This is a genomic window from Acetilactobacillus jinshanensis, from assembly GCF_004359375.1.
In the GTDB taxonomy this organism is placed as follows: Bacteria; Bacillota; Bacilli; order Lactobacillales; family Lactobacillaceae; genus Acetilactobacillus; species Acetilactobacillus jinshanensis.
Map to the genome: position 1 here is coordinate 1028868 of NZ_CP034726.1, position 21462 is coordinate 1050329.

General features: G+C 40.5%; 21 protein-coding genes. 12 read left to right on the plus strand and 9 right to left on the minus strand.

What is annotated here, in order from left to right:
• Window positions 1-118: 118 nt before the first annotated feature.
• Window positions 119-1117: a CAP domain-containing protein gene (locus ELX58_RS04755; RefSeq protein WP_133442016.1), complete on the minus strand. Its 999-nt coding sequence runs from the start codon at window positions 1115-1117 to the stop codon at window positions 119-121.
• Between the two features lie 412 nt (window positions 1118-1529).
• On the opposite strand from ELX58_RS04755, the gene ELX58_RS04760 reads away from it, so the two are divergent.
• Window positions 1530-5174, plus strand: coding sequence for a hypothetical protein (locus tag ELX58_RS04760; RefSeq protein ID WP_133442017.1), 3645 nt, complete (start codon window positions 1530-1532; stop codon window positions 5172-5174).
• Window positions 5175-5294: 120 nt separating this feature from the next.
• On the plus strand, window positions 5295-6677 hold the full coding sequence (locus ELX58_RS04765) for an MFS transporter (RefSeq protein WP_133442018.1): 1383 nt from the start codon (window positions 5295-5297) through the stop codon (window positions 6675-6677).
• An 87-nt stretch (window positions 6678-6764) separates the two neighbouring features.
• Here the strand turns inward: ELX58_RS04765 and ELX58_RS04770 are convergent, their stop codons facing one another.
• Window positions 6765-7373, minus strand: coding sequence for a hypothetical protein (locus tag ELX58_RS04770; protein ID WP_133442019.1), 609 nt, complete (start codon window positions 7371-7373; stop codon window positions 6765-6767).
• A gap of 369 nt (window positions 7374-7742) precedes the next feature.
• Between ELX58_RS04770 and ELX58_RS04775 the strand changes: the two genes are divergently transcribed.
• From ELX58_RS04775 to ELX58_RS04800, 6 genes are all read left to right on the plus strand, one after another.
• Entirely contained in the window at window positions 7743-8654 is a 912-nt protein-coding gene (locus ELX58_RS04775; protein ID WP_133442020.1) for an ROK family protein, read from the plus strand.
• A 22-nt stretch (window positions 8655-8676) separates the two neighbouring features.
• The gene (locus tag ELX58_RS04780; protein ID WP_133442021.1) at window positions 8677-10032 is read left to right on the plus strand and encodes a glucose-6-phosphate isomerase; all 1356 of its coding nucleotides are present in this window, start codon (window positions 8677-8679) and stop codon (window positions 10030-10032) included.
• Between the two features lie 14 nt (window positions 10033-10046).
• Entirely contained in the window at window positions 10047-10937 is an 891-nt protein-coding gene (locus tag ELX58_RS04785) for an ROK family protein (RefSeq protein WP_133442022.1), read from the plus strand.
• A 277-nt stretch (window positions 10938-11214) separates the two neighbouring features.
• Window positions 11215-12213: a zinc-dependent alcohol dehydrogenase family protein gene (locus ELX58_RS04790; protein WP_133442576.1), complete on the plus strand. Its 999-nt coding sequence runs from the start codon at window positions 11215-11217 to the stop codon at window positions 12211-12213.
• Between the two features lie 210 nt (window positions 12214-12423).
• Window positions 12424-13437: a helix-turn-helix domain-containing protein gene (locus ELX58_RS04795; RefSeq protein ID WP_133442023.1), complete on the plus strand. Its 1014-nt coding sequence runs from the start codon at window positions 12424-12426 to the stop codon at window positions 13435-13437.
• Window positions 13438-13515: 78 nt separating this feature from the next.
• On the plus strand, window positions 13516-13902 hold the full coding sequence (locus tag ELX58_RS04800) for a VOC family protein (protein ID WP_418620851.1): 387 nt from the start codon (window positions 13516-13518) through the stop codon (window positions 13900-13902).
• A 123-nt stretch (window positions 13903-14025) separates the two neighbouring features.
• Here ELX58_RS04800 and ELX58_RS04805 read toward each other — a convergent pair whose 3' ends face one another.
• Window positions 14026-14328, minus strand: coding sequence for a hypothetical protein (locus ELX58_RS04805; protein WP_133442025.1), 303 nt, complete (start codon window positions 14326-14328; stop codon window positions 14026-14028).
• A gap of 65 nt (window positions 14329-14393) precedes the next feature.
• The gene (locus tag ELX58_RS04810) at window positions 14394-14912 is read right to left on the minus strand and encodes an HIT family protein (RefSeq protein WP_133442026.1); all 519 of its coding nucleotides are present in this window, start codon (window positions 14910-14912) and stop codon (window positions 14394-14396) included.
• A 76-nt stretch (window positions 14913-14988) separates the two neighbouring features.
• Between ELX58_RS04810 and ELX58_RS04815 the strand changes: the two genes are divergently transcribed.
• Together ELX58_RS04815 and ELX58_RS04820 are read left to right on the plus strand one after the other, a co-directional pair.
• Window positions 14989-15279, plus strand: a complete 291-nt coding sequence (locus ELX58_RS04815) for a hypothetical protein (RefSeq protein WP_133442027.1) — start codon at window positions 14989-14991, stop codon at window positions 15277-15279.
• 92 nt (window positions 15280-15371) lie between these two features.
• On the plus strand, window positions 15372-16337 hold the full coding sequence (locus tag ELX58_RS04820; RefSeq protein WP_133442028.1) for a DHH family phosphoesterase: 966 nt from the start codon (window positions 15372-15374) through the stop codon (window positions 16335-16337).
• 80 nt (window positions 16338-16417) lie between these two features.
• Here ELX58_RS04820 and ELX58_RS04825 read toward each other — a convergent pair whose 3' ends face one another.
• Together ELX58_RS04825 and ELX58_RS07925 are read right to left on the minus strand one after the other, a co-directional pair.
• Complete coding sequence (locus ELX58_RS04825) at window positions 16418-17323, minus strand: hypothetical protein (RefSeq protein ID WP_133442029.1); 906 nt, start codon at window positions 17321-17323, stop codon at window positions 16418-16420.
• A 129-nt stretch (window positions 17324-17452) separates the two neighbouring features.
• On the minus strand, window positions 17453-17629 hold the full coding sequence (locus ELX58_RS07925; protein WP_162614651.1) for a hypothetical protein: 177 nt from the start codon (window positions 17627-17629) through the stop codon (window positions 17453-17455).
• 225 nt (window positions 17630-17854) lie between these two features.
• Here ELX58_RS07925 and ELX58_RS04830 point away from each other — a divergent pair, with 225 nt between their 5' ends.
• Complete coding sequence (locus tag ELX58_RS04830; RefSeq protein WP_133442030.1) at window positions 17855-18070, plus strand: hypothetical protein; 216 nt, start codon at window positions 17855-17857, stop codon at window positions 18068-18070.
• A gap of 55 nt (window positions 18071-18125) precedes the next feature.
• On the opposite strand, the gene ELX58_RS04835 is transcribed toward ELX58_RS04830, so the two are convergent.
• The gene (locus ELX58_RS04835; RefSeq protein ID WP_162614652.1) at window positions 18126-18785 is read right to left on the minus strand and encodes a CAP domain-containing protein; all 660 of its coding nucleotides are present in this window, start codon (window positions 18783-18785) and stop codon (window positions 18126-18128) included.
• Between the two features lie 390 nt (window positions 18786-19175).
• On the opposite strand from ELX58_RS04835, the gene ELX58_RS04840 reads away from it, so the two are divergent.
• Complete coding sequence (locus ELX58_RS04840) at window positions 19176-19409, plus strand: hypothetical protein (protein WP_133442032.1); 234 nt, start codon at window positions 19176-19178, stop codon at window positions 19407-19409.
• A 77-nt stretch (window positions 19410-19486) separates the two neighbouring features.
• On the opposite strand, the gene ELX58_RS04845 is transcribed toward ELX58_RS04840, so the two are convergent.
• Both ELX58_RS04845 and ELX58_RS04850 read right to left on the minus strand, forming a co-directional pair.
• Window positions 19487-20182, minus strand: coding sequence for a Cof-type HAD-IIB family hydrolase (locus ELX58_RS04845; RefSeq protein ID WP_162614653.1), 696 nt, complete (start codon window positions 20180-20182; stop codon window positions 19487-19489).
• A 265-nt stretch (window positions 20183-20447) separates the two neighbouring features.
• Window positions 20448-21356 carry a DMT family transporter gene (locus ELX58_RS04850; RefSeq protein ID WP_133442034.1) on the minus strand — a complete coding sequence of 303 codons (909 nt, stop codon included), beginning with the start codon at window positions 21354-21356 and terminating at the stop codon, window positions 20448-20450.
• Window positions 21357-21462 lie beyond the last annotated feature (106 nt).

Genomic DNA, 21462 nt, shown 5'->3' on the forward strand with positions numbered 1-21462 from the left:
TGTCCCAACATTCAAACATTTCATCATTTCTAAAACTTAAATCTTCTTTCAGTTGCATCAAGCCCAAATAAATACCCAGCAGATTTGATATCTACTGGGTATTTTGGGTCTTATGGAGTTAGTCTGCGAATTGTTCATTTAACGTTCCTAAGTTGCGGATCTTATCATAGCTAATGCCGACGCCAAGGTATCTCCAGTCGGGGTCCAGTTCGTTTTCACGATGACCATTATTAGACAGACTGTCGTGGTTCATAATGTCATCGTTGGCGTCGTAAGCGATGTTATACGGTGTATTGTCGATATATTTATCAAGCGTACCGTCGCTATAGTAATCATGATAGTTGGTAACGAACCAGTCGCTAGCGTTTTCGCCCCAGCCGTTAAAGCCGTAATGATGTTTAAGCAGGAAGCTTTCACCGTCGGTATGGTTGTCAAAGCCGTGAATCCAGTTTTCGGTGTAGCCTTGGGATACATTGAATTGAACCTTAGTTAAATGCTCATATTTAATGCTCTCGTCAGGATTTTCGTAAGCGTACTGAAGATGACGGTTACGGTAGTTGGCCGTGCTTTGCATGGCGTTATCGATAATTAACGGACGAAGCCCATGTCGTTTCCGGGTCGAATTGATGTCTTTAATTAAATTGGTGCGAATAGCGTTATTAAGGGTTGAGCCCTGATTTTTTAAGCGATGGACTTGGTTCGTGGCCTGTAAACGGGATTTGATGTGTCTAATCTTGAGGTTGAACTGACGTCGATTGTATTTAGACGTTAAAACGGCTCTGACGTCGTAATTCAAGATCAGATGTTCAAACTGGAAACTGGATAAGCGACACCAGTTATGAGCCAACAGGACATTAATTCGTTTTTGATCAGTCCTGAGCTGTTGATGATCACATGAATCGTTATAGTCGTGAAAAAGAACCAGTAATCGATAGTATTGGCGTTGGTTAAGTGATTTAGTGCTATGACGAACGCGATGTTTATGACTAATAATCACACTTGTTCGGGTGTGATTAGCGTTGACGTTAATAGATTTGGCGAAAGCACCAAAACCCACTAACATCACGATGACGGAGACAAAAATTAGTAAGCTTTTAATAACCCGTTTAAAACTCATAATAAGCGCCTCCAATTAAATATTAATTAGATTAACTAAAATAAACCTGTTCTAAACTCCGTTATGATGTGATGTTTTCGTTATTTTGAACCGTCATAACGGTTATGTCCGTGTGATCGTTTACATATTTAGGTATTCATACATTACACTTCACAATGGTGGATAAGGCGACTAGTAAATCACTAAGATTAATTTATCAATCCAATCCTAATTATCTAATATTTAAAAACATTGCATACCAAAAGTGATGTGATCGTTTACATATCCTGTATTACTTTGTATTATACTTCACAAGCGGAATAATGCAATTTTATTGATTTTATTAATCTGCTTTCAGCAGTTTTTCTGTTTCTTAAATCAGACTATAATAATAATTGCTTACTTCTTATTAAACGAAAGGCGGGCTCAAAAAATGGCATATGATTATCAGCCGCATGATAATATCTTTGATATTGAATCGATGACAAATTTGTACGTCGATACCCATTATTATCCGGCTCAGAATTTAGCCATCATTTACTATTTAAGTGATGTTGAAGGTTATCATGACTTTGACAAGGCTGATCCGAAGACACACCAATCGATTAGCTTGGAGATCTCTAAAAAGATTTTGCAATGTAACAAAAGTCTCCGTGAGCTAGCTAAGGATAAAGATAATCCGTTGGGGATTCGGTTCCGTAACTTACGGCGACCGATGAACCTGGCTAAATATTGTCATTTCTGGGGCTTAACGCCAACCAGAAATTCATCACTGAATTACATGAACGCGAAGGGACAGATTCACCCGGTCACCGACCGATCATTGAATTATGCTCGCAAACATAACTCAAGACCGCATGCCAAGTGGGTCTCAGAAAATGCTTATAATAACGCTTTACTAAGCGGTAAAGAATATAGTGGGGCTAATTCATGCAACATGGTCACACCGTATTACACGGTTAAACGAACCGATCCGAAGTACGACAAAAAGAAGTACGGCATCACGATGGGATTTAACTCCGATAATTATGATTTGACCATGATCGCCGCATTTCTGGGTCATGTTGTCCATAATACCTACGCCCGAAACTATATTAACGAACTGTGTAACAAGAATTCGCAGTTAGCCAAGGACGAATGGTCATACCCAAGTGACAGTCGCTTAAATCATGACCGAACATTATTATTAGATGGTCAAAAGGAAAAGGATCCCAAGAATTTAACGGGTTACCCGATCTTAAGCCCCGAATTCTTCCGTCATTTTAACAACGAATTATTCACGACTTATAAACGATCAATGCCGCAATTGCTCCAACACCAGCCTGATTTACAGCCTCGTGACGAAGCCGACAGCAAGAGTTTCTTCAAACAGATTGATAATCCGGCTTACTACATCTATAAAGGCTGGATGACCAGCAACCGTTATTTAGATGTTGCTAACTTGAATGAACACATGAAGTTTGTTCCGTTGAAACGAATTGCCGCTATGGAAGGTTGGCAAATCTTAGAATCAAAAAACGTTACCGCCAACACGACCGAAATCCACGGAATCGTCCAGATTGCCGATTTAATCGGATATAACAATTCGGATGTCCAAGTTACTAAACAGGTCTTTGAACTGGCTCAATACCAAGATGCGTTAACTTTACGTCGAATTATGCTGAAAAAATTCCCGCAGTTAACGTACAACTTTAAGTTAAAGCCCGCACTGACTCGCTATTACAAGCGAACCATCAAGCATATCGATAAGGGTAACCTCAATCCCGTTGAAAAGATCAACGCCAAGAACAAGATCAGCGGGATTAAGGAAGCAATCCACAGCAATAAGTCATCTAAAATGTACAAGTATTATCAAAAAGCCCGCAGTGCAGCTGATCCGCAGGATGCCGATCCGCGTCCGGATAACCTGCGCTTTAGTCCGTTGACCGATGATGCAACTTCCGCTAAATTGATAAGTAACGTAATTGCACCTTATCATTCGATGGAAGACTGGCCAGATATCGAATTCTGGTTCCCAGATCCACGTGCTTTAAAGATCTTCCGGGCTAAACATCCCGAAATGCTCGATATTTTACCTAAGAAACCGTTCGACGTCCTTGATGACACCATGAACTGGGCCAAAAAGGTCGATAAAAAGTACGGTTTGAGTGATTTACCACCGGCTAACGAAGACACCATCTTACATGATGGTCATAGTTTAGCTAAGACTTTTCAGCCGATCTATGATCTATACCGTGAAGTTGAAGGCCATAACGCCAATGACACCTTAAAAGGTAGTAAAAAGAAACTGTATAACGTCTTGGGTAAATTAGAAACGGTTGGTCCAAGTTTAGACATGACGGATCTGCTTCACCATACCAACGCCAACATTCCGTATTTACACCGTGACGGTAATGAAACCGGGACTATCGCGACCTTTAGTTACGGTGGTATTCATGGGGTCGAATTTAAACTTCATAAGTACATCAACGATTATAAAAAGTACGTTAAGAAACAGAAGCAAATCGATTACTTCCGCAACACTTTGAAGTTGACCCCACAGTTAGCTAAGCAGCGACCGTTCATTAATTACCACGGCACACCGTTGAACCCGAAGGATTTCGTTAAGGGTTCCGGTAAGAACGCTAAATGGAAAAATGATAAACCGTTATTATATAAGCACCCCAGTGGCAGCAGTTACATCCTGAATGACGACTACGACTACGTATCCGTTGGTGCCGTTCGACACGAAGATTTCAGTGGGTATTACCCAATGCTGATTTCTCGTGAAGGTATTATGTGGCCACATGACGAACCAAAGGATACCTATCATCAGATCTACGTTGAACGTCTTCATTTGAAGCATCAATTAAAGAAGTACACCAAGAACAGTCACCCGTGGAACGTGATCAACATTAAGCAACTGTTACGTAAGTTGCTGCTGAACTCCGCTTCCGGTGCCGGCGATGCAAAATTCTTTAATTCGATCCGAATGAATAATAAAATTATCTCCATGCGCATGATGGGGCAGCTGTTTACCTGGCGAATGGGTCAGGCCGAATGTCTGGCCGGGATGAACGCCAAAGTAACGTCCACCAACACCGATGGTGAATATTTGCAGAACATTCCAGGTCCTGTTAACGATAAGACGTTACAGGAAACCGTTGCGCCATTAACGCTGTTCATCAGCCCAGTACCGTTAGTTCGTTTCGTATCTAAAGATGCAAACAACCGTGCCGAAGTTGAAAATCATGGGACTGAACAGCAACCGAAACCAGTGCTAGCCGAAGCGAAGGGTGCGACCCTAAACGGTTGGATGGGACCGTCCGTCACGGCAACCATTAGTCATCCGGCCATCATTGATTACGCTTTGGCTCATTACTTGGCTTATCAGCCGGATCCATGTAACTCAAAGTTTAAGACTGACGTGATCTACAAATTGATCGAAAAGAAGCGTCAGGAATTATTGAGCAAGGATCCTGCAGTGCGTCAGGACGGGATGACCTTCTTCCAGTGGGTCATCGCCAGTAATCCGGATAAACATCGTTACCCATACATTCGTTGTGAAAAGCAGGTTGAGAATCCGGTCTATAATCCGTTGAGTACCAAAAAGGAAGAACGTGAGCCGTATGTCTGGAAATCGGATGATGATCTGAAAAAGACCGCCATCGCGATTCCGCATACTAATCGTTTATTCTTAATGAAGCACCCAAAGAATAAGAAGGGTCAATTAATCAGTAATTCCTTGTTCCTGGCTTCTCGTCAAAAAGTTCAGGAAGCGACCTTTAGAAAATTGCAGGATAAAGGTAAGTTGGATCAGCTTAAGAATGATCCTGATGTCATCGCAATTTTCGATAACTGGGGTGACCGATCATTATCCGATAACGCTGGTAGCGGCTACAGTAGTTATAATTACAAAGGCAGTATTGCCAAGCTACCAAGCATGCCGGTCCACCAGAATGTTTTGATCGAAGATCACGCCCTGAACGAAATTTCGTTGGCAAGATCAAAACAGATTGCCCAGAAATTGGATATGGACGCTTACGTTGAGATGATCGCCACGAAGTTCCACGCCAGTTGGGACAATAATGAAGATTAAAATTTAGAATAAATGCTCATGCTCACGATAGCCCACAAAAGGGCTGGCTCTTATAATAAATAGAAATCATCACTGATTAGTTTCAGTGATGCTTTATTTTTTTGAAAGGAAGATGATAATTTGAATCGACAACCGACAACTAAAGATCTAACTGAAATCTTCAGCATTGCACTGGTTTCGTTTGTCGGGATCTTGATGACCACCGGAGTGAACGTTAACTTTCCGATGTTAGTTAATTACTTTAAAGTCCCATTATCGAGTGTGCAATGGTTCTCGACCGGAGCTATGATTGTTTCCGCAATCACGATGATCTGTTCAGCATATGCTGATCAGCGTTTTAATGACCGGACCGTTTTTTTCGTTGCGACCGGATCGTTATTATTAAGTCTAATTATATGTACGTTTGCGACTAATTACTGGCTGTTTCTGTTTGGTCGCCTTCTTGACGGTGTCAGCATTGGTAGTTGTACACCTTTGATGTTCAACGTGATCCCGAAGCTGGTGCCGAAATCCAAGATTGGCTTCTACATGGCGTTAGGGGCAACCGTGGTTGCGACCGGACCATCGTTAGGGCCAACTTATGGTGGCTTCATCAATACATATTTTAACTGGCGAATGATTTTCGTCGTTGTAATTCCAGTTATTCTGGTGGTAATGCTGATTGGTTTTTACGCAATCGTTAATCACCTGCCGATTCATCATAACCTGTCGCTAGATTGGAAAGGCTTGGCCTTGATTACCGTCGCTTTCAGCGTGATCGCGATCGGGTTAAATTCATTAAGTCAAGCGTCAGTTTGGACCTGGATCATGTTCATCATTGGGATTATCGCATTAGTATGGTTCGTTAAGCATGGTCATCAGGAAAAGGCTATTTTACATACTCGAGTTTTCAGTAACCATCGTTTTACGTTAGCCGTCATCACGTATTTCCTGATTCAGTTAACCAACATTGGCTTGTCGGGACTCTTGATCCCAAACTTCTCACAGGTTGCGTTAGGGGTTACCGCTTTGGTCTCCGGATTGATCCTGCTGCCAGGGAACATTTTTCGCATCATCAGTATGCCGTTCGGTGGTGCCATGCTGGATCATTACGGTCCTAGACTACCGATTTACATTGGTTTAAGTCTGATGGCAGGGTACTTCCTCGTAATGACGGTGATTGCGAAGTCATTAGGCCCAGGAACAATCCTATTTGCGTATATCGTCTATAACCTCGGTCAGGCAATCTGCTTTAGTAACGTTTTGACGAGTGGCCTGCAGACCTTACCGATTAAGCAACGGGGTGACGGTAACGCCATCTTTAACGCCGTTCAGATTTATGGTGGTGCCGTTGGGACCTGCTTACTATCGTTAATCATTTCGTTAGCTGGAACGTTTAATCCAGCAGCGACCAAAGTTCACGCCATGTTCATTGGGGGCCAGTGGTGCTTCGGTGTTCTGTTTGCCTTAGTGATCATTGCTTTGATTATGATCCACGCTAGTTTTAAAAAAGCGCAAGATTAATCCTTTAATCAAGACATGAAAAAAACGAGCTGATTCTAATAAATCAGCTCGTTTTATTAATGTTAAAGGATGACTAATCACTTTAGATCATTTGAATTGAATGGTTGCAATCCATGCTAAGACCATGACGCTGATTTCGTCAGCGACTTCATCAAAGGCTTTCTTCATAGCTAACTGATCGTTACCGTCTTTAGTGAAGTTGATCTTACCATAGTTTTCCTTATGAACCTGACGACGACCTTGAATTCGGATTTCATGCAGATCTTTACGGTATTCAATATAAACATGGTGAACCTTATTAAGGTGATTAAGTAACCGTTCTAAGAATTCGACTTGATAAACGTTCTTTAGATCGATCTTCTTAATTGGACTGGCGTTAACCTTATAACTCTTACCAATGTCTTTAGAGATCACCATGACTCTAATGGAACGAGCTAACGTTTCCTTACCGGTATCATAGTTGACAACGAAGCTTAATGAATCATCGTCACTAAAGATACCGTTTTCAGCCCAAGTACTGCCGGCGCCACCGTTAACGTTGACACCGAAGTCCTTTAAGCGTTGGTTAACTAAGTTCGGCATCTTTTTTAAGCCACCGGCCATTTCGCTGTTCAGCTTCTGGTTACGATGACGGAATAGCTGAACACTCTCACGCTCGTTTTGAATGAGTTTATTTAAGTATTCTTGGTCATTCATTATTAAAACTTCCTTTATATATAAAGAAATTAATCTTCCTGATATCAACTTATGATACCGCTTCCAATTAATCATGTCCATATTACGCAAAAGTTCTGGTGATGTAAAAGAAAATGACTCGCGAAAATTTTTTCGACACTGTTTTGCAACTGTTTACATTCCCGAACGTTCGGCATAGTTGAACCAATGTTACAATTTTATTACGTGAAACCGCTTTCACGAGGCGTTATATTAAAAGTGTCGAGAGATGGATGTAAGAAATAAACATCGCGAGAGATCATATTTAAAGCATCTCGTTTCCCGAAAGAAACTAATAAAGATTGTCTCTACTGCTTTAAGTATGACTTGTGAACAGAAGGAGGTCTTAAAATGCTCTTTGGTAGCATTGAAGCCGGCGGAACTAAGTTTGTATGTGCAGTTGGTAATGAAAAATATCAGATTTTAGACAGTGTTCATATTCCAACTACAACACCTAAAGAAACGTTAGGTCGTTGCATCAAGTATTTTAAGAAGTTTAAGAATTTAGATGCTATGGGAATTGCATCCTTCGGACCAATCGAAATCCGTAGAAACGCTCCTAAGTATGGTTATATTACAGATACCCCAAAGCCACATTGGGCAAACACTAATTTCTTAGGAACGATGAAGAAAGCACTTCATATTCCAATGTTCTGGACCACTGATGTTAATGGTTCTGCATATGGTGAATACATCACCTCAATTATGAGACATCGTCCGCTAAGTACCTTGGTTTACTATACCATCGGTACTGGTGTTGGTGGTGGTATCGTATATAAAGGCCACTTCATCGGATACATGGGTCATACTGAATTAGGCCATGTTCGTTTAAAGCGTGCTAAGAACGATACTACTGTTGATGGCAAACCATTCAAAGGAATTTGCCCATACCATGGTGACTGTTTAGAAGGTCTAGTATCTGGTCCTACATTTGAAAAACGTTGTGGCAAACCAGGTCCGACAGTTCCATTAAGCGATCCTGCATGGGACATCATGGCTTACTACACAGCACAAGCTGCTGTTCAAGCTACGTTATTCATTCGTCCACAGCGCATCATCTTCGGTGGTGGTGTTGTTAGTGAACCATTCTTAAAGATGGTACGTAAACACTTTAAGAAGTTATTCAACAACTACTTAGACGTTGGTGACTTAAATGATTACATCACCATGCCACAGTGCCCACACAATGGTTCTGCTACAGTTGGTGACTTTGCATTAGCACTTCGTCAGTACTACAAAGAAAACATCGTTAAGGTCGACTAATTAATTAGAGGAGTTGATTAACATGACCGCAGTTTCTTTCAATAACGTTGGCTTAAAGAAATACGTTAAGCCAAGTGAATTAAAGGAAATCGAACCAATGATTGACACCGCCGAAAGTGAATTAATGAACGGTACTGGTGTTGGCAGTGAAATGCGTCAGTGGCTCGACTTACCAAAGAATTATGACCGTAAAGAATTTGAAGCAATTAAACAAGCTGCTAAAAAGATTCGCAGCGACTCCAAGATCTTAGTTGTCATTGGTATCGGTGGTTCCTACTTAGGTGCCCGTATGGCGATTGATTTCTTACATGATAGCTTCTTCAACTACATGCCTGACAGTCGTCGTAAAGATCCACAAGTAATCTTTGCCGGGAATTCATTAAGTGCATCATATGTTCATAGTTTAATCGACATGATCGGTGACCGTGACTTCTCAGTTAACGTTGTATCCAAGTCAGGTACGACTACTGAACCAACCATTGCATTCCGCATCTTCCGTAAGTTATTAGTTAAGAAGTACGGTGCAAAGGAAGCCGCAGACCGGATCTACGTATCAACCGATGCTAAACACGGTGCACTTCGTCAAGAAGTTAAAGCCAAGGGTTACCATTCTTACGTAATTCCTGATGGCATTGGTGGCCGTTACTCAGTACTTTGCCCAGTAGGTCTCTTACCAATCGCCGTATCCGGTGTTGATATCGACAAGTTAATGGGTGGCGCTGCTCAAGCTGAAAGCGACTTAACCAGCCACAAGAAGATTGCTGATAACGATGCATTAAAGTACGCTGCTTACCGTAACATCCTTTACCGTAAGGGCTACACCAACGAAATCTTCGAAAGCTACGAACCAAACATGCGTTACTTAGCTGAATGGTGGAAACAATTAGCTGGTGAAACCGAAGGTAAGGACAACAAAGGTATTTACCCAACATCAGCATGCTTAAGCACTGACTTACATTCATTAGGCCAGTACATCCAGCAAGGAATGCGTAACTTAATGGAAACCGTTGTAAAGGTTGAAAACGCACCATACAACGAAACCGTTCCAAGCGAAAAGAGTAACTTAGATGAATTGGGCTACTTACAAGGCCACACCATGAACTTTGCCAACAAGAAAGCTCTTCAGGCTGTTGTAATTGCTCATACCAATGGTGGTGTTCCGGACATGATCGTTGACATTAAAGATCAGACACCATTTACCTTAGGTTACCTGATCTACTACTTCGAATTCGCCATCGCCGTTTCCGGTTACTTGAATGGTATCAATCCATTTAACCAGCCAGGTGTTGAAGACTACAAGAACAACATGTTTGCTCTATTAGGTAAACCTGGATACGAAAACTTACGTAAAGAAATCGAAGCACACAAAAACGACTAAAGAAGGTGATCTAAATGCTTTTAGGTAGTTTAGAAGCTCGTGATAAGAACTTGACCTGTGCGGTCGGTGATGGTCACGGTAAGATCTTGGATAAGATCGAAGTTCCGCGCACTACGCCACAGAAGTCCTTTAAAGAAGTAATCACTTACTTCCGTCACTTCACGAACTTAAAGGCTTTGGGAATCTCATCATTCGGTCCAATCGAGCTTCGAAGTTATTCACCTAAGTATGGTTACATTACTGATACGTCACGAAAGGGATGGAAGAACACCAACGTTGTTGGGACGATGAAGCATTATCTCAATAACATTCCGATGTCCTGGACAACTGACGTCAACAGCTCTGCCTATGGTGAATATATTCACTCGGTTCTAGACAATCACCCGATTCGTTCATTGGCTTACGTCACGATTGGTAAAGGTGTCGGAGTTGGTATCGTTAACCAAGGTCAATTCATTGGTGACCAAGGCAACCCCGAAATTGGCCATATCATTCCAAAGCGTAACCCAAAGGACATGACATTCAAGGGTGTCTGCCCATACCAGGGTGACTGTCTTGAAGGACTGGTTTCCAGCAAAGCATTTGAAGCTCGTTTCCACAAGAGCTTTAAGGAAATCTCAATGTTTTGCCCAATCTGGGATATCGTAGCTTATTACATTGCACAATGTGCTGTTCAGGCTACGTTATTCATCCGTCCACAGCAGATAATCTTCGGCGGTGCCATTATGAACCCAATTGAACTTCGCAAGATCAAAGTGCAATTCAAGAAACTATTAAACAACTACGTTCCAGTTGGGAATTTAGACAAGTACATTCAGATGCCAGATCTTTCCAGCAGCAAGTTAGCGATTATCGGTAACCTGTCACTGGCTAAGAAGCATTATTATGCTGAATCACCGATCTAGAGCGACCTACGAAATCGACATACTCGTTGTGTAAAACAACAACTAATGAGTTATCGACATGGTCTACTGTAAGACCCGGATAGTGAGATGGAGCTATCCGAGAGTACTTACGGTTTGTGAGATTGCCCCTGATCAACAATTAATGAACCGCTTTCTGGCTGTGGCGAAATGCCACGGTCATACATACTGATGATGTTTAGTGATGGAATGCGGATCTATAATTTTTCACATAAATGAAACCGCTTCCAGCACTTGTTTGTGAAAAGGAGTGCTTATGATGAAGGCATTAGTATTAACAGGCGTAAAGCAGTTAAAAGTTGAAGATATTCCAGTTCCGAAAACTAAGGACAACGAAGTATTAATTCATTCATACTACGCTGGTATTTGTGGTACTGACTTTGGTTTATACAATGGACTTCCGGGTTCAGCTCCAGCTGTTCCACCAATCGTATTAGGACATGAAGCTGCCGGTGTTGTTGCCAAAGTTGGTAAGAACGTTAAAGGCTTCAAGAAGGGTGACCGTGTAACAATGGATCCTAACTGTTACTGTGGTCACTGCCGTTACTGCCACATTGGTATCCCTGAAATGTGTGATAACTTATCAGCCGTTGGTGTTACCCGTAACGGTGGTTTAGAACAGTACTTCACTGCTCCAGCTACTAACGTATACCACGTTCCAGCTAACGTTCCGTTAAAGGATGCTGCTACGACTGAACCAGTATCATGTGCTTTACATGGTGTTAAGTTAATTCATACATCACCATACCAACGTGCATTAGTAATTGGTGATGGTTTCGAAGGCTTACTCTTCTGCCAGATCTTAAAGGCTTACGGTGTTCGTTCAGTTACCTTAGTTGGTCGTCATGACGACAAGTTAGCTGAAGAAAAGAAAGCCGTTGGCGCTGACCGCGTAATCAACGCAACCAAGGAAAAGATCCCTGCTAAGTACGATGTAACCGTTGATGCCGTTGGTTTACCACAGACTCAAGAAGCTGCCGTAAACGCAACCGTTAAAGGTGCACAGGTAATTCTATTTGGTGTCGGCAAACCAAACCAGCACTTCTCCATGAATACCTACAAGGTATATCAGAAAGAATTAACTGTTCATGGCTCATTTATCAACCCTAACGCATTCGTTGACTCCTTAGCATTACTTTCAACTGGTAAAGTTAAGGTTGCACCTATCGTTAAGAACGTTCTTAAGTTGGACGAAGTCGCCGACGTTCTTGGTGGTAAAGACAAGCGTGTTGGTAAGTGTGTTGTAAGCACTAAATAATTAGCCAACTAATTTAGATTGACATATTTAACGATCGTTGTGAAACGATCGTTCAGCTATAGCCCTTTTAAAAGGACTATAGCTATACATATTGATTGACACTCAACTTGACATTAATAATTCATTTTAAGACAAGGACTGAGGCAAATAACGTGTAACTAACATTAAATCAATCCACCCGATTAGTGGATGGATTAAGGAGTGACTTTTATGGATGAAGATTTGTTAATGCTATTAAAGAATAAAGCGATTCCTAATAGTGAGAATCGTGAATACTGTAAACGGAATTTGCATCCGGTGTTAAAACTAGGATCCGCCACTGTATATAAAGCTGGCCCGATCAATTTTGATATCTATGATGCTGACCAGCCGGATATCAAAATATTCATGCAGCCACAGGATACATACATTCCGCTTCATTACTGTGATCAGGTGGAAATCAAGATTCCGCTAGCCGGAAGCTGTGATGTCCAAACTGTTAACGAGTCACTTCACTTAAAACCGGGGAACCTCATGGTGTGTGGACGCCATATGATCCATCAGACCAACCACGTTGATGATCATGCCTTAGTTCTGAACTTATTGATTTCAAATTCACTCTTTTCCTTAAACGAATTAGATACGATTTGGAATCAACAAAGCCAGGTCTCGAATGAATTATACAGATTACTGACTGACAGTAATCCGCATGATAATAATTACATACTGTTCAATTTTCATCATTATCAAGACATCATTGGAACGGTTATGAAGATCGTTCGTTGCCACCGCAAGATGGGCGTCGAAGCCTTTCAGATGATGCACCTCTGGATTATGATGCTGCTAGTTCAGTTGGTTAATGACTGTGCCAAGAGTAAATCGACAGTCAAAACTAACCGAAGCGCACCGGGTTCATTACTAACGATCCTGCTTTATATCGAACGTCATTACGCTACGGTAACGTTAGGATCGATGGCAATGCACCTGCGGGTAAATCCGAACTACCTGTCATCATATCTAAAGAATCACACTGGGTTATCGTTCATTAAATTGCTGCATTTGCAGCGGATTAACGTGGCAGCTCGATACTTAACTCAGACCAAGCTGCCAATTGATCAAATTGCCTATCGTGTGGGCTACGAAGATCCGTCCTATTTCTACAAGGTCTTTCATAACTTACTGAAGATGTCACCGAATCAATATCGTATTCGGCATCGCAATCGGCGGGCAATGCCGACCCATTGATCTCTTCAGTAGAGATTAGCGAGTTATTAATCTAGTTGTTGTTAGTTTATTAATTTTAGATCCAAAGGAGATCTTATTATGTTAAGTAAGTACTTTACTGGTATTCAGCATGTTGGTGTTCCTGCAAACAACTTAGACCAGACCATCAAGTTCTACAAATCATTAGGTTTCAAAGTAGCCGGCAAATTTAAGAACGGCTCAAGTAACTGTGCTTTCATGAAGTACGGTACCTTAATGATCGAAACCTGGGATGGCGATCCTTGTGCTAACAAAGATGGTGCTATTAACCACATGGCCGTTAACTGTACCGATGTTAAAGATGCCTTCAAAGAAGCTAAAGCTGAAGGTTACCACATGTTAGATGACCATATTGAATCCATTCCTAGTTACTGGAACAACGGTATCAAATTCTTCAAGATCCAAGGTCCTAACCACGAAGCCATCGAATTCTGCCAGATTATGTAAGAACCCGTTGCCACGTCGCTATTGAAAAGGAAATTTCTTAGATAATGTTGAACGCCTCTTTTAAAAATTAAAAGCCTGATAATCATTGATAGATTGTCAGGCTTTTAATTTTGTCTAATTTGATTAATTCCGGAAGATAATATAGGAAATGATGCCGATGAAGACGGCGTCAGCCGCGATAAAGCTGACCCGGAGTTTGGCGATTTCCTTTTCGACGTCCTTTTGGATTGGGTCCATATTAGCGTCATGCTTGGTAGTTCCAGTATGAATAACTTTTCCACCATTGTTGTAATGAGATTTAGCGAAGTAATGGGACTTCGTAAAGTGCGATTTCGTGAATTTGGCACGCTGCGACATTAATTTCTTGATGCGTGATTTGCGGATTCTGGATTTCTTTAACTTTTTATTCTTATGTCGATCGGGCATTCAGTCACTCCTTAGTAAAAGTGTAGTCCCATTATAGAATAGGGTGCCAAGTAAATACAAATTCACTAACGAAAAGTATGGAAGTAATGGGACATGTAGGTAACTTTTTCTCCCTTAGCACGAAGTTTATCCATGACCTTGAATTCTTTTTGCCAGGCTTCTTTAACCGTGTTGCCATTTTTCCAGACGTCAGGGTTATTATACTCATCAGCGTTTTTCCATAGTTTAGATTTATCAGTTGGGAAGATCTGACGACGCTTCTGGCCCCGGTAACGCGGGATGATGTGCACGTGAGCGTGCAGAACAGATTGGCCACCGACCGGGTAACAATTCATGCCGATCTGGTAGCCACCGGGGTGAAAGTTCTTGTCCAAGAAGTGCTTAACTTTTAGAACTAGTTTACGGATGGCTAAGATCTGAATTGCTGAACAGTTAAAGATCGTCCGGACGTGTTCCTTGGGAACCACCAGAACATGGCCTGGATTAGCAGGTTTAGTATCAAAGAACGCTTTGGCGTAGTGGTTCTGGACGATAATTTCATCGTTGGGCTTAGTGCAGAACGGACATTTAGAATTATATTTCATAAAACAAACTCCTCTCGTTGGGATTGCGTGGTATTATGTTAATTGATTATCCATTATATATGAAAGGATCTTTATCGTGAAAAAAGGTCTAACGTTATTCGTAAGCTTAATGGCTGCGGGATTGATGCTGACGGGATGTGGATCAAAGCCGATTCATCATCACGGTTCTCATCCCAAGACGACGGCCGTTAAGAAAGTTCATCATCATCACATGAGCCACAAGGCCGCCAAGCCAAAAACGAAAAAGTCTAAGAAATCAACCAAGGTTAATAAAAAAGACATCGATAAATCGGGCATGAGCACCAGTGACATCAAGAAGGATTCACGGGCCGTCCATAAGAAGAAGTCATATCAACCGGTTGATTAATAAACACACTATTGGCGATTATAAAACAAGCGTCTTAGCAAATGAAATCGGTTATAATGAATATAAATCAATTATAAAAAGGATTACTAATCATGACTACTGAACAAACCATTCAAAAAATTATTAAAGCAATTCAAAGCTATTCAACGATTATCTTACACCGCCATACTGACCCTGACCCGGATGCATACGGTTCGCAGATGGGCCTCGGAGAGATTATTAAGCATACGTTTCCCGGAAAGCATGTGTACTGCGTTGGAAAAGATGATCTAGGCCTGAGCTGGTTAGGTAAGACCGACAAGATTAAGGATGACGTCTATAAAGACGCATTAGTTATCGTTACCGATACGGCTAACCGGCCACGGGTTGACGATCAACGCTATAACCGGGGTAAGATGCTGATCAAGATTGACCACCATCCAGATGTTGACCACTACGGAAAGCTTTCTTGGGTAAAGCCTGAAGCATCCAGTGCTTCTGAAATGATTTATGACATCTGTGCGGCGTCTCACGGTAAGTTAAAGATGAACGATAAAGCTGCTGAATTACTGTACGCCGGCATCATCGGTGATACTGGCCGCTTTATGTTTCCGTGTACCACTAGTCACACCTTTAACGTGGTCGCTAAATTAGCCCAGTATAAATTCTCTATGAACCAGGTCAACCAGAACGAATGTGTCGTCAGTTTACCGATTGAACGGCTTTACGGTGATTTGCAGGAACATATGCCGGTCTTCGATAACGGGACGGCTTATTACATCATTACTCAAAAGATGATGAAGAAGTATCACGTTAACGATAATGAATTCATCTCCAAGAATTTGCCTGGTAACGTAAAGGGAATTGTCGCCTGGGCCGTCTTTACCGAACAGAGTGACGGTAGTTTTAAGGTCAGTCTACGTTCTCATAAACCTTCAATTGATCATTTAGCCGCTAAGTACAACGGTGGTGGTCATCCGTTAGCCAGTGGTGCTAAAGTTGCTAATATGGATCAGGTTAAATCCGTAATTAAAGATTTGAAACAGTTAGTCCAAAAGTATCAAGACAGTAAGAAATAGAATTAAATCAATTTAAAAATAAAGTGTCTCATTATCGTTTAAAAGTCAACGATAATGGGACATTTTTTGATGATTGAGTTTCATCTGAATAGATCCATATTGACGTTAATGATCCTGAAGTAATTATGCTTCAAATACCCAATGTTTTTGCCGATTGCTTTTTTAAAGAATTTTTCGAGTCGATAGATTGGGACGCTGTTAGCATCGGTCGTCTTTTTATTAACTAAGACTAATGTATCGCCGGTGCTACTGCTCGGCAGCGCCAGGAACCTCAATTTATTTCGATCCTTTGGGAAGTCGGTCTTGACTGTGTAGTTGCAATCATGACTAAGGATCAATAATCGATGGTGTGATTTCGGGAATTTGTGGGTGTGTTTAAAATATTTAATCCAGGATCTAGTGATTAAGTTGATCCATTCACGTGACCAGAGATCTTTAGAGGCATTGATGACCCATTTCCGGTTATTATCGTTGGATTTAAGGAGCTTCATGTGTTTGTAATACGTCATAATATTGTACTGCTTACTGTTATGAGCCAGTTTCCGAGCCATCATCAATGTTTTATGAACAGTAATCGAGTCAACTCGTGACGTGGGTTCATCTAACTGAATCTTAGCGAAGCCAAGGAATAACTGGCTTAATTCATCTTCTAACGTATTATTAAAGAGCAGGACCTGGTGAAAGTGCTTAAGCCAGGCCCAGATGTTTAGCTTTGACGTCTTAATGGTGCAGGGCGTTTCCACGTAACGTTTGGGTGACTGATAGACCAAATATTTCATGGCTTCAACAAACGCGAGCTGGTCCAAAGCGTTACTTGGGCATTCATATAGTTTACGTGAACCCTTATGATATAGTTTTCGTTTTTTCGTAAAGACGTTCATTCTAAAGATTTGATAAACATAAGCTGAAGAGGATTTACCGATGGTTTTACGGGTTGCATGGTTAACGCAACCCTTTGCGTAGATAATGTACTTATATTTTGACATAAACATAATTGGTCCCTTGATTCTAGTTGCTTATGTATATACGTCTAATTCGATAATTAAACCAATCTCAATCAAAAAAGACTGCTGATTTGGGGCAGTCTTTTTTGTAATTTGGCACACTTACAAAATTTACTGCTTCATCTGAGGGTTTGGCTGTTTTTCAATGGCGTTGATTAAGTTCAGCACAAGGCTTTGGTCCATAAGTGCGTAGTGGTCGATGGCGTTTCGGTTGTCTCGGCTCATTGAGATTTCAGTAATCTTACCTTCGTTACGGTAAACTTTTCTTAAATCACCTAATAAATCCATAATGCAACACCTTCCTAAATATTATATTCAGAAGCTCACTACTTCATGATTTAGAATAACTCGAAAGCGCTTTCATAAATTGCCGTAATCCTAGAAAGGGACTGTTTAATTCAAGTGGTTAGACCCATCAATTAGAAACAACGGGAATTACACATAATGATCATTATAAATAAGCATACCTAAGCGACTTAATGGCTTTATTTTAATAAATGGGGTGGTGCTGTTATGAAGCGAAATAATTTTACTGACTATGAATATAACGAAAATAATGATGATGATAATTCAAATACAAATAGTAAAAAGTGGGGATGCCTAGGCTTTGCAGGAGCCGCTGCGATTATCCTGATTGTCATGGGGATCCTCGGTTCAAAAGCGTTGTTGGTTGCCGGTGCGATTCTAATCGTCGTGATCGTTGCCTTTGGGTTTGTTAAGAGCAGCTAAAAATGAGCCATTTATTTAAATGACTCATTTTATTTTGATTGATTTTTAATTTAATTTAACCAACGAACTCCATGGCGATGTAGTAATTCTGATCATGATGATCATAGGAAGTGCCAATTCCGATCTGCCGGAAATTTCTTGATAGGATGTTGTCACGGTGACCATCGTAATCATCAGCATCATGATACATGGATGCGTTATTAAAGGCATTTGCTAATTGATAGCCATTTTTAGGTGCATAGTTTGCAGCACACGGTCTTAGATTGGTTACGCATTGACCAACCGCTAAGGTGTTAACTGAACCGATTGGGCTGCTCGCAAGATTTTCACCAAAATAATGACACCTGATGTGATTGCGGTTGATTAAATACTGGCATTCGATATGGTGCTTCCGGCTATAGTGTGAAAAATGGGTCTGGATCTGATGGCTGCGGACGTTACCGACATAGGATAAGCGTTGATTCACACTTAAATTGGGTAACTTATAATGTCGACGGTCCCGATTAACGTCAGCGATGGCTTGCTTATAAAGTTCGTAGCAGTTCCGTTCAGTTACACTGACTTTATGGCTCCGCTTTTGGGGTGATTTGCGACTGATTCCACGACTGACTCGATAGTGGTAACTATGAACTCGACTAGCTGAACATGCGTTAGTCGTAAATCCAAAGCATAAAATTAAGCCCAATACAACTAATTCTTCAAATATACGATGCAAAATCCATTCCCTGATCATCATTTCCACATCTGCCTCGTTAATTATTTATAGATATTCACACCTTTAATTGCATAGTTCAATCGAATGTTTACATTTATAATAATAACCAATTAATCTTAAATTGGTAATACTTTTTTGACAATTGTAACATTTAATTTTGCGAATTCAGTGCTAAATTAATGTACATCACCTCAAAATATTATATACTGTAAATAGTCTTAATTGATTTTTGTTATATAGCATGAAAAAGCCAGCTGGATAATTATTTCCAGTTGGCTTTTTTGTCTACAACGACTCTAATGGTAAAAATCAACATTTTAAAACGTGGGAATTGCCAAGCAGAAGTTGCCAGAGGATGCCTAAAATAAAAACTGAAAATGGGGTCTTAATATGGCATCGAATAGTTTTTATCAAAACAACAATAATACTGATAACGGTAATCACAACAAGCGCGTCGGTTGCTTATCCACCGCTGGTGCGTCCATTTTTGCAATCGTTATTCTTGCGCTAATGGGCTCAGAAGGAATTCCGATCGTGATTGGCATCGTTGGTGCGTTATTTATTTACGTTTGTGTCTATATATGTATCAGGGTGGTTAAAGCACACCATAGCGATGATGAATAGATTAATAATCTCTGTAAAATAAATGCACTACTTTTTAAAAAAATAGTGCATTTTTGATTTATTATGATTTTGAATATTTAGATTAAATGATAATGCTTTAATCCTTTCGCAATCCCATCTCGATCATCGGTATCCGTTACGAAGGATGCATTGTCTTTACATGCTTTCACTCCGTTACCCATGGCAATACCATAATCAACCTGATCAAGCATCTCAATGTCATTGGCACCATCACCAAAGGCGTAGGTGGGGATATTCTGTAGGTGTAATTTCTTTAGCAAGATTTGGATTCCAAGCTTCTTACTGACGCCGACTTTAGTAACGTCAAGCGTATAAGGATTATTTCTTAAGATGTGTAACTGACCTTTGAAATGATTAATGTAATCTAAGTCGTGGCCATCCTCTTTATGTGTGAATACGTGGACGAAAACAATGGGATGACTTTGGTAAAATTTCTTGTTGACCGGGGGATTCAGAGTAATTCGGTGTGCATAAAAGTCAGTTGTTAATGCATTAGCTTGGCTAAGAACGATTTGGTATGGATCCTGAAAATCTAAAGCATTATGATACTTTGACGCCATGTTAACTAAGTTCTCCAATACAGGTGTAGGAATTGCGATCGTATTTAATGGTTTGCCCTGGTATTGAAGATATCCACCATTATTACAGATTAAAGTTTGAATGCCGGTCACTTTGATGATTGATTTAATCATCGATGTGTTTCGACCGGTGGAAATAACGGGTAAAACGTTATTTTTACGTAACTGATTCAAAGCTTTCAGTGTACTGGCTTGAACTTTTTGTTTGAATCTAAAAGGGTATTATCTAAGTCGAAAAAGACAACGGCCTTATACATGTTATTCATTCCTTGTTAAAAACCATTAGTTCCGAGACGAAAAAGCGACCTAACTATTAAAAATAGCCAGGTCGGTAAAAGACAAAATATATAACAAATGCTTTTAACATCTTTAGAATAACACATTATACCAGAGATTAAAGAATAGATGCTTGATGTTTATTTTAACTGAAAAACGGGATTCATTTAACTGCTTTTACATGGAACCACTGCAAGAATGTGATCGCAGCAATTACCATAACGGCACCGATAATCTCAATCACGTTAACACTCATACTGAAGAAGATAATGCCTAGGACAAACGCAGTAATTGGTTCAACGGCATCCGTTAGACTAACGACTTCTGATGGGGCAAATTTCGATGCCATCAAGAAGATCATAAATGATAAAATCGTTCCTAATAAAATGATGCCACTCATACTAATAACTAGTGTCGGTGTGATCTTAGGGGTATCGATCCAAAATGGTCGGTCAATATTAAAAGCAAGGCCACTGATGAAAGCTCCCCAGCCTACGATCAGGATTGGTGAATAGTGCTGTTTGATTAACGGTCTGGGTAGCGTTAAGTATAAGGCCTGAGCTAATCCGGCTCCGATGCCCCACATCAGGGATATCTTGCTGATGGATAATTCTGATAAATCACCTTTCGTAAGGACTAATGTAATTCCAATCATAGCAAGGATAAAAACAATGACATCACCAAATAACGGCCGAGATCTTTGAAAGATAATCGTTCCAATTAAAACAAAAAGTGGTGATAGGTATTGCAAGATTGACATCATCGCTGCATTACCGCCATCTTGAATACAAAGGTATGAAGCTAAGAAATTGAAGCTCATCCCAAAAATTCCGTAACAGACGATACACACGATGGACCTGAAATCTTTAAAGACGCTAAATATCTTTTTGCCGTAAAGCATTAAACAGATTAACAGTAGAATGATCCCCGCAAACAAGGGTCGAATCGATAAGAACCACTTTGCCGGGACCGCTTCATTCTGCGAAACAAATTGAAGTAACGTATCAGCGGCACCACATAAAAAGGAAGCCAAGATGGCTAACAAAATTCCTTTAGTAATCTTTTTATTCATTGATAATCACCACTTTATAAACATTATGTATATTTATTGAATATATGTTTGTTATTACTGCAATATATGTTTATATCGTAGCATTAAAAATACGTAATTCCAATTT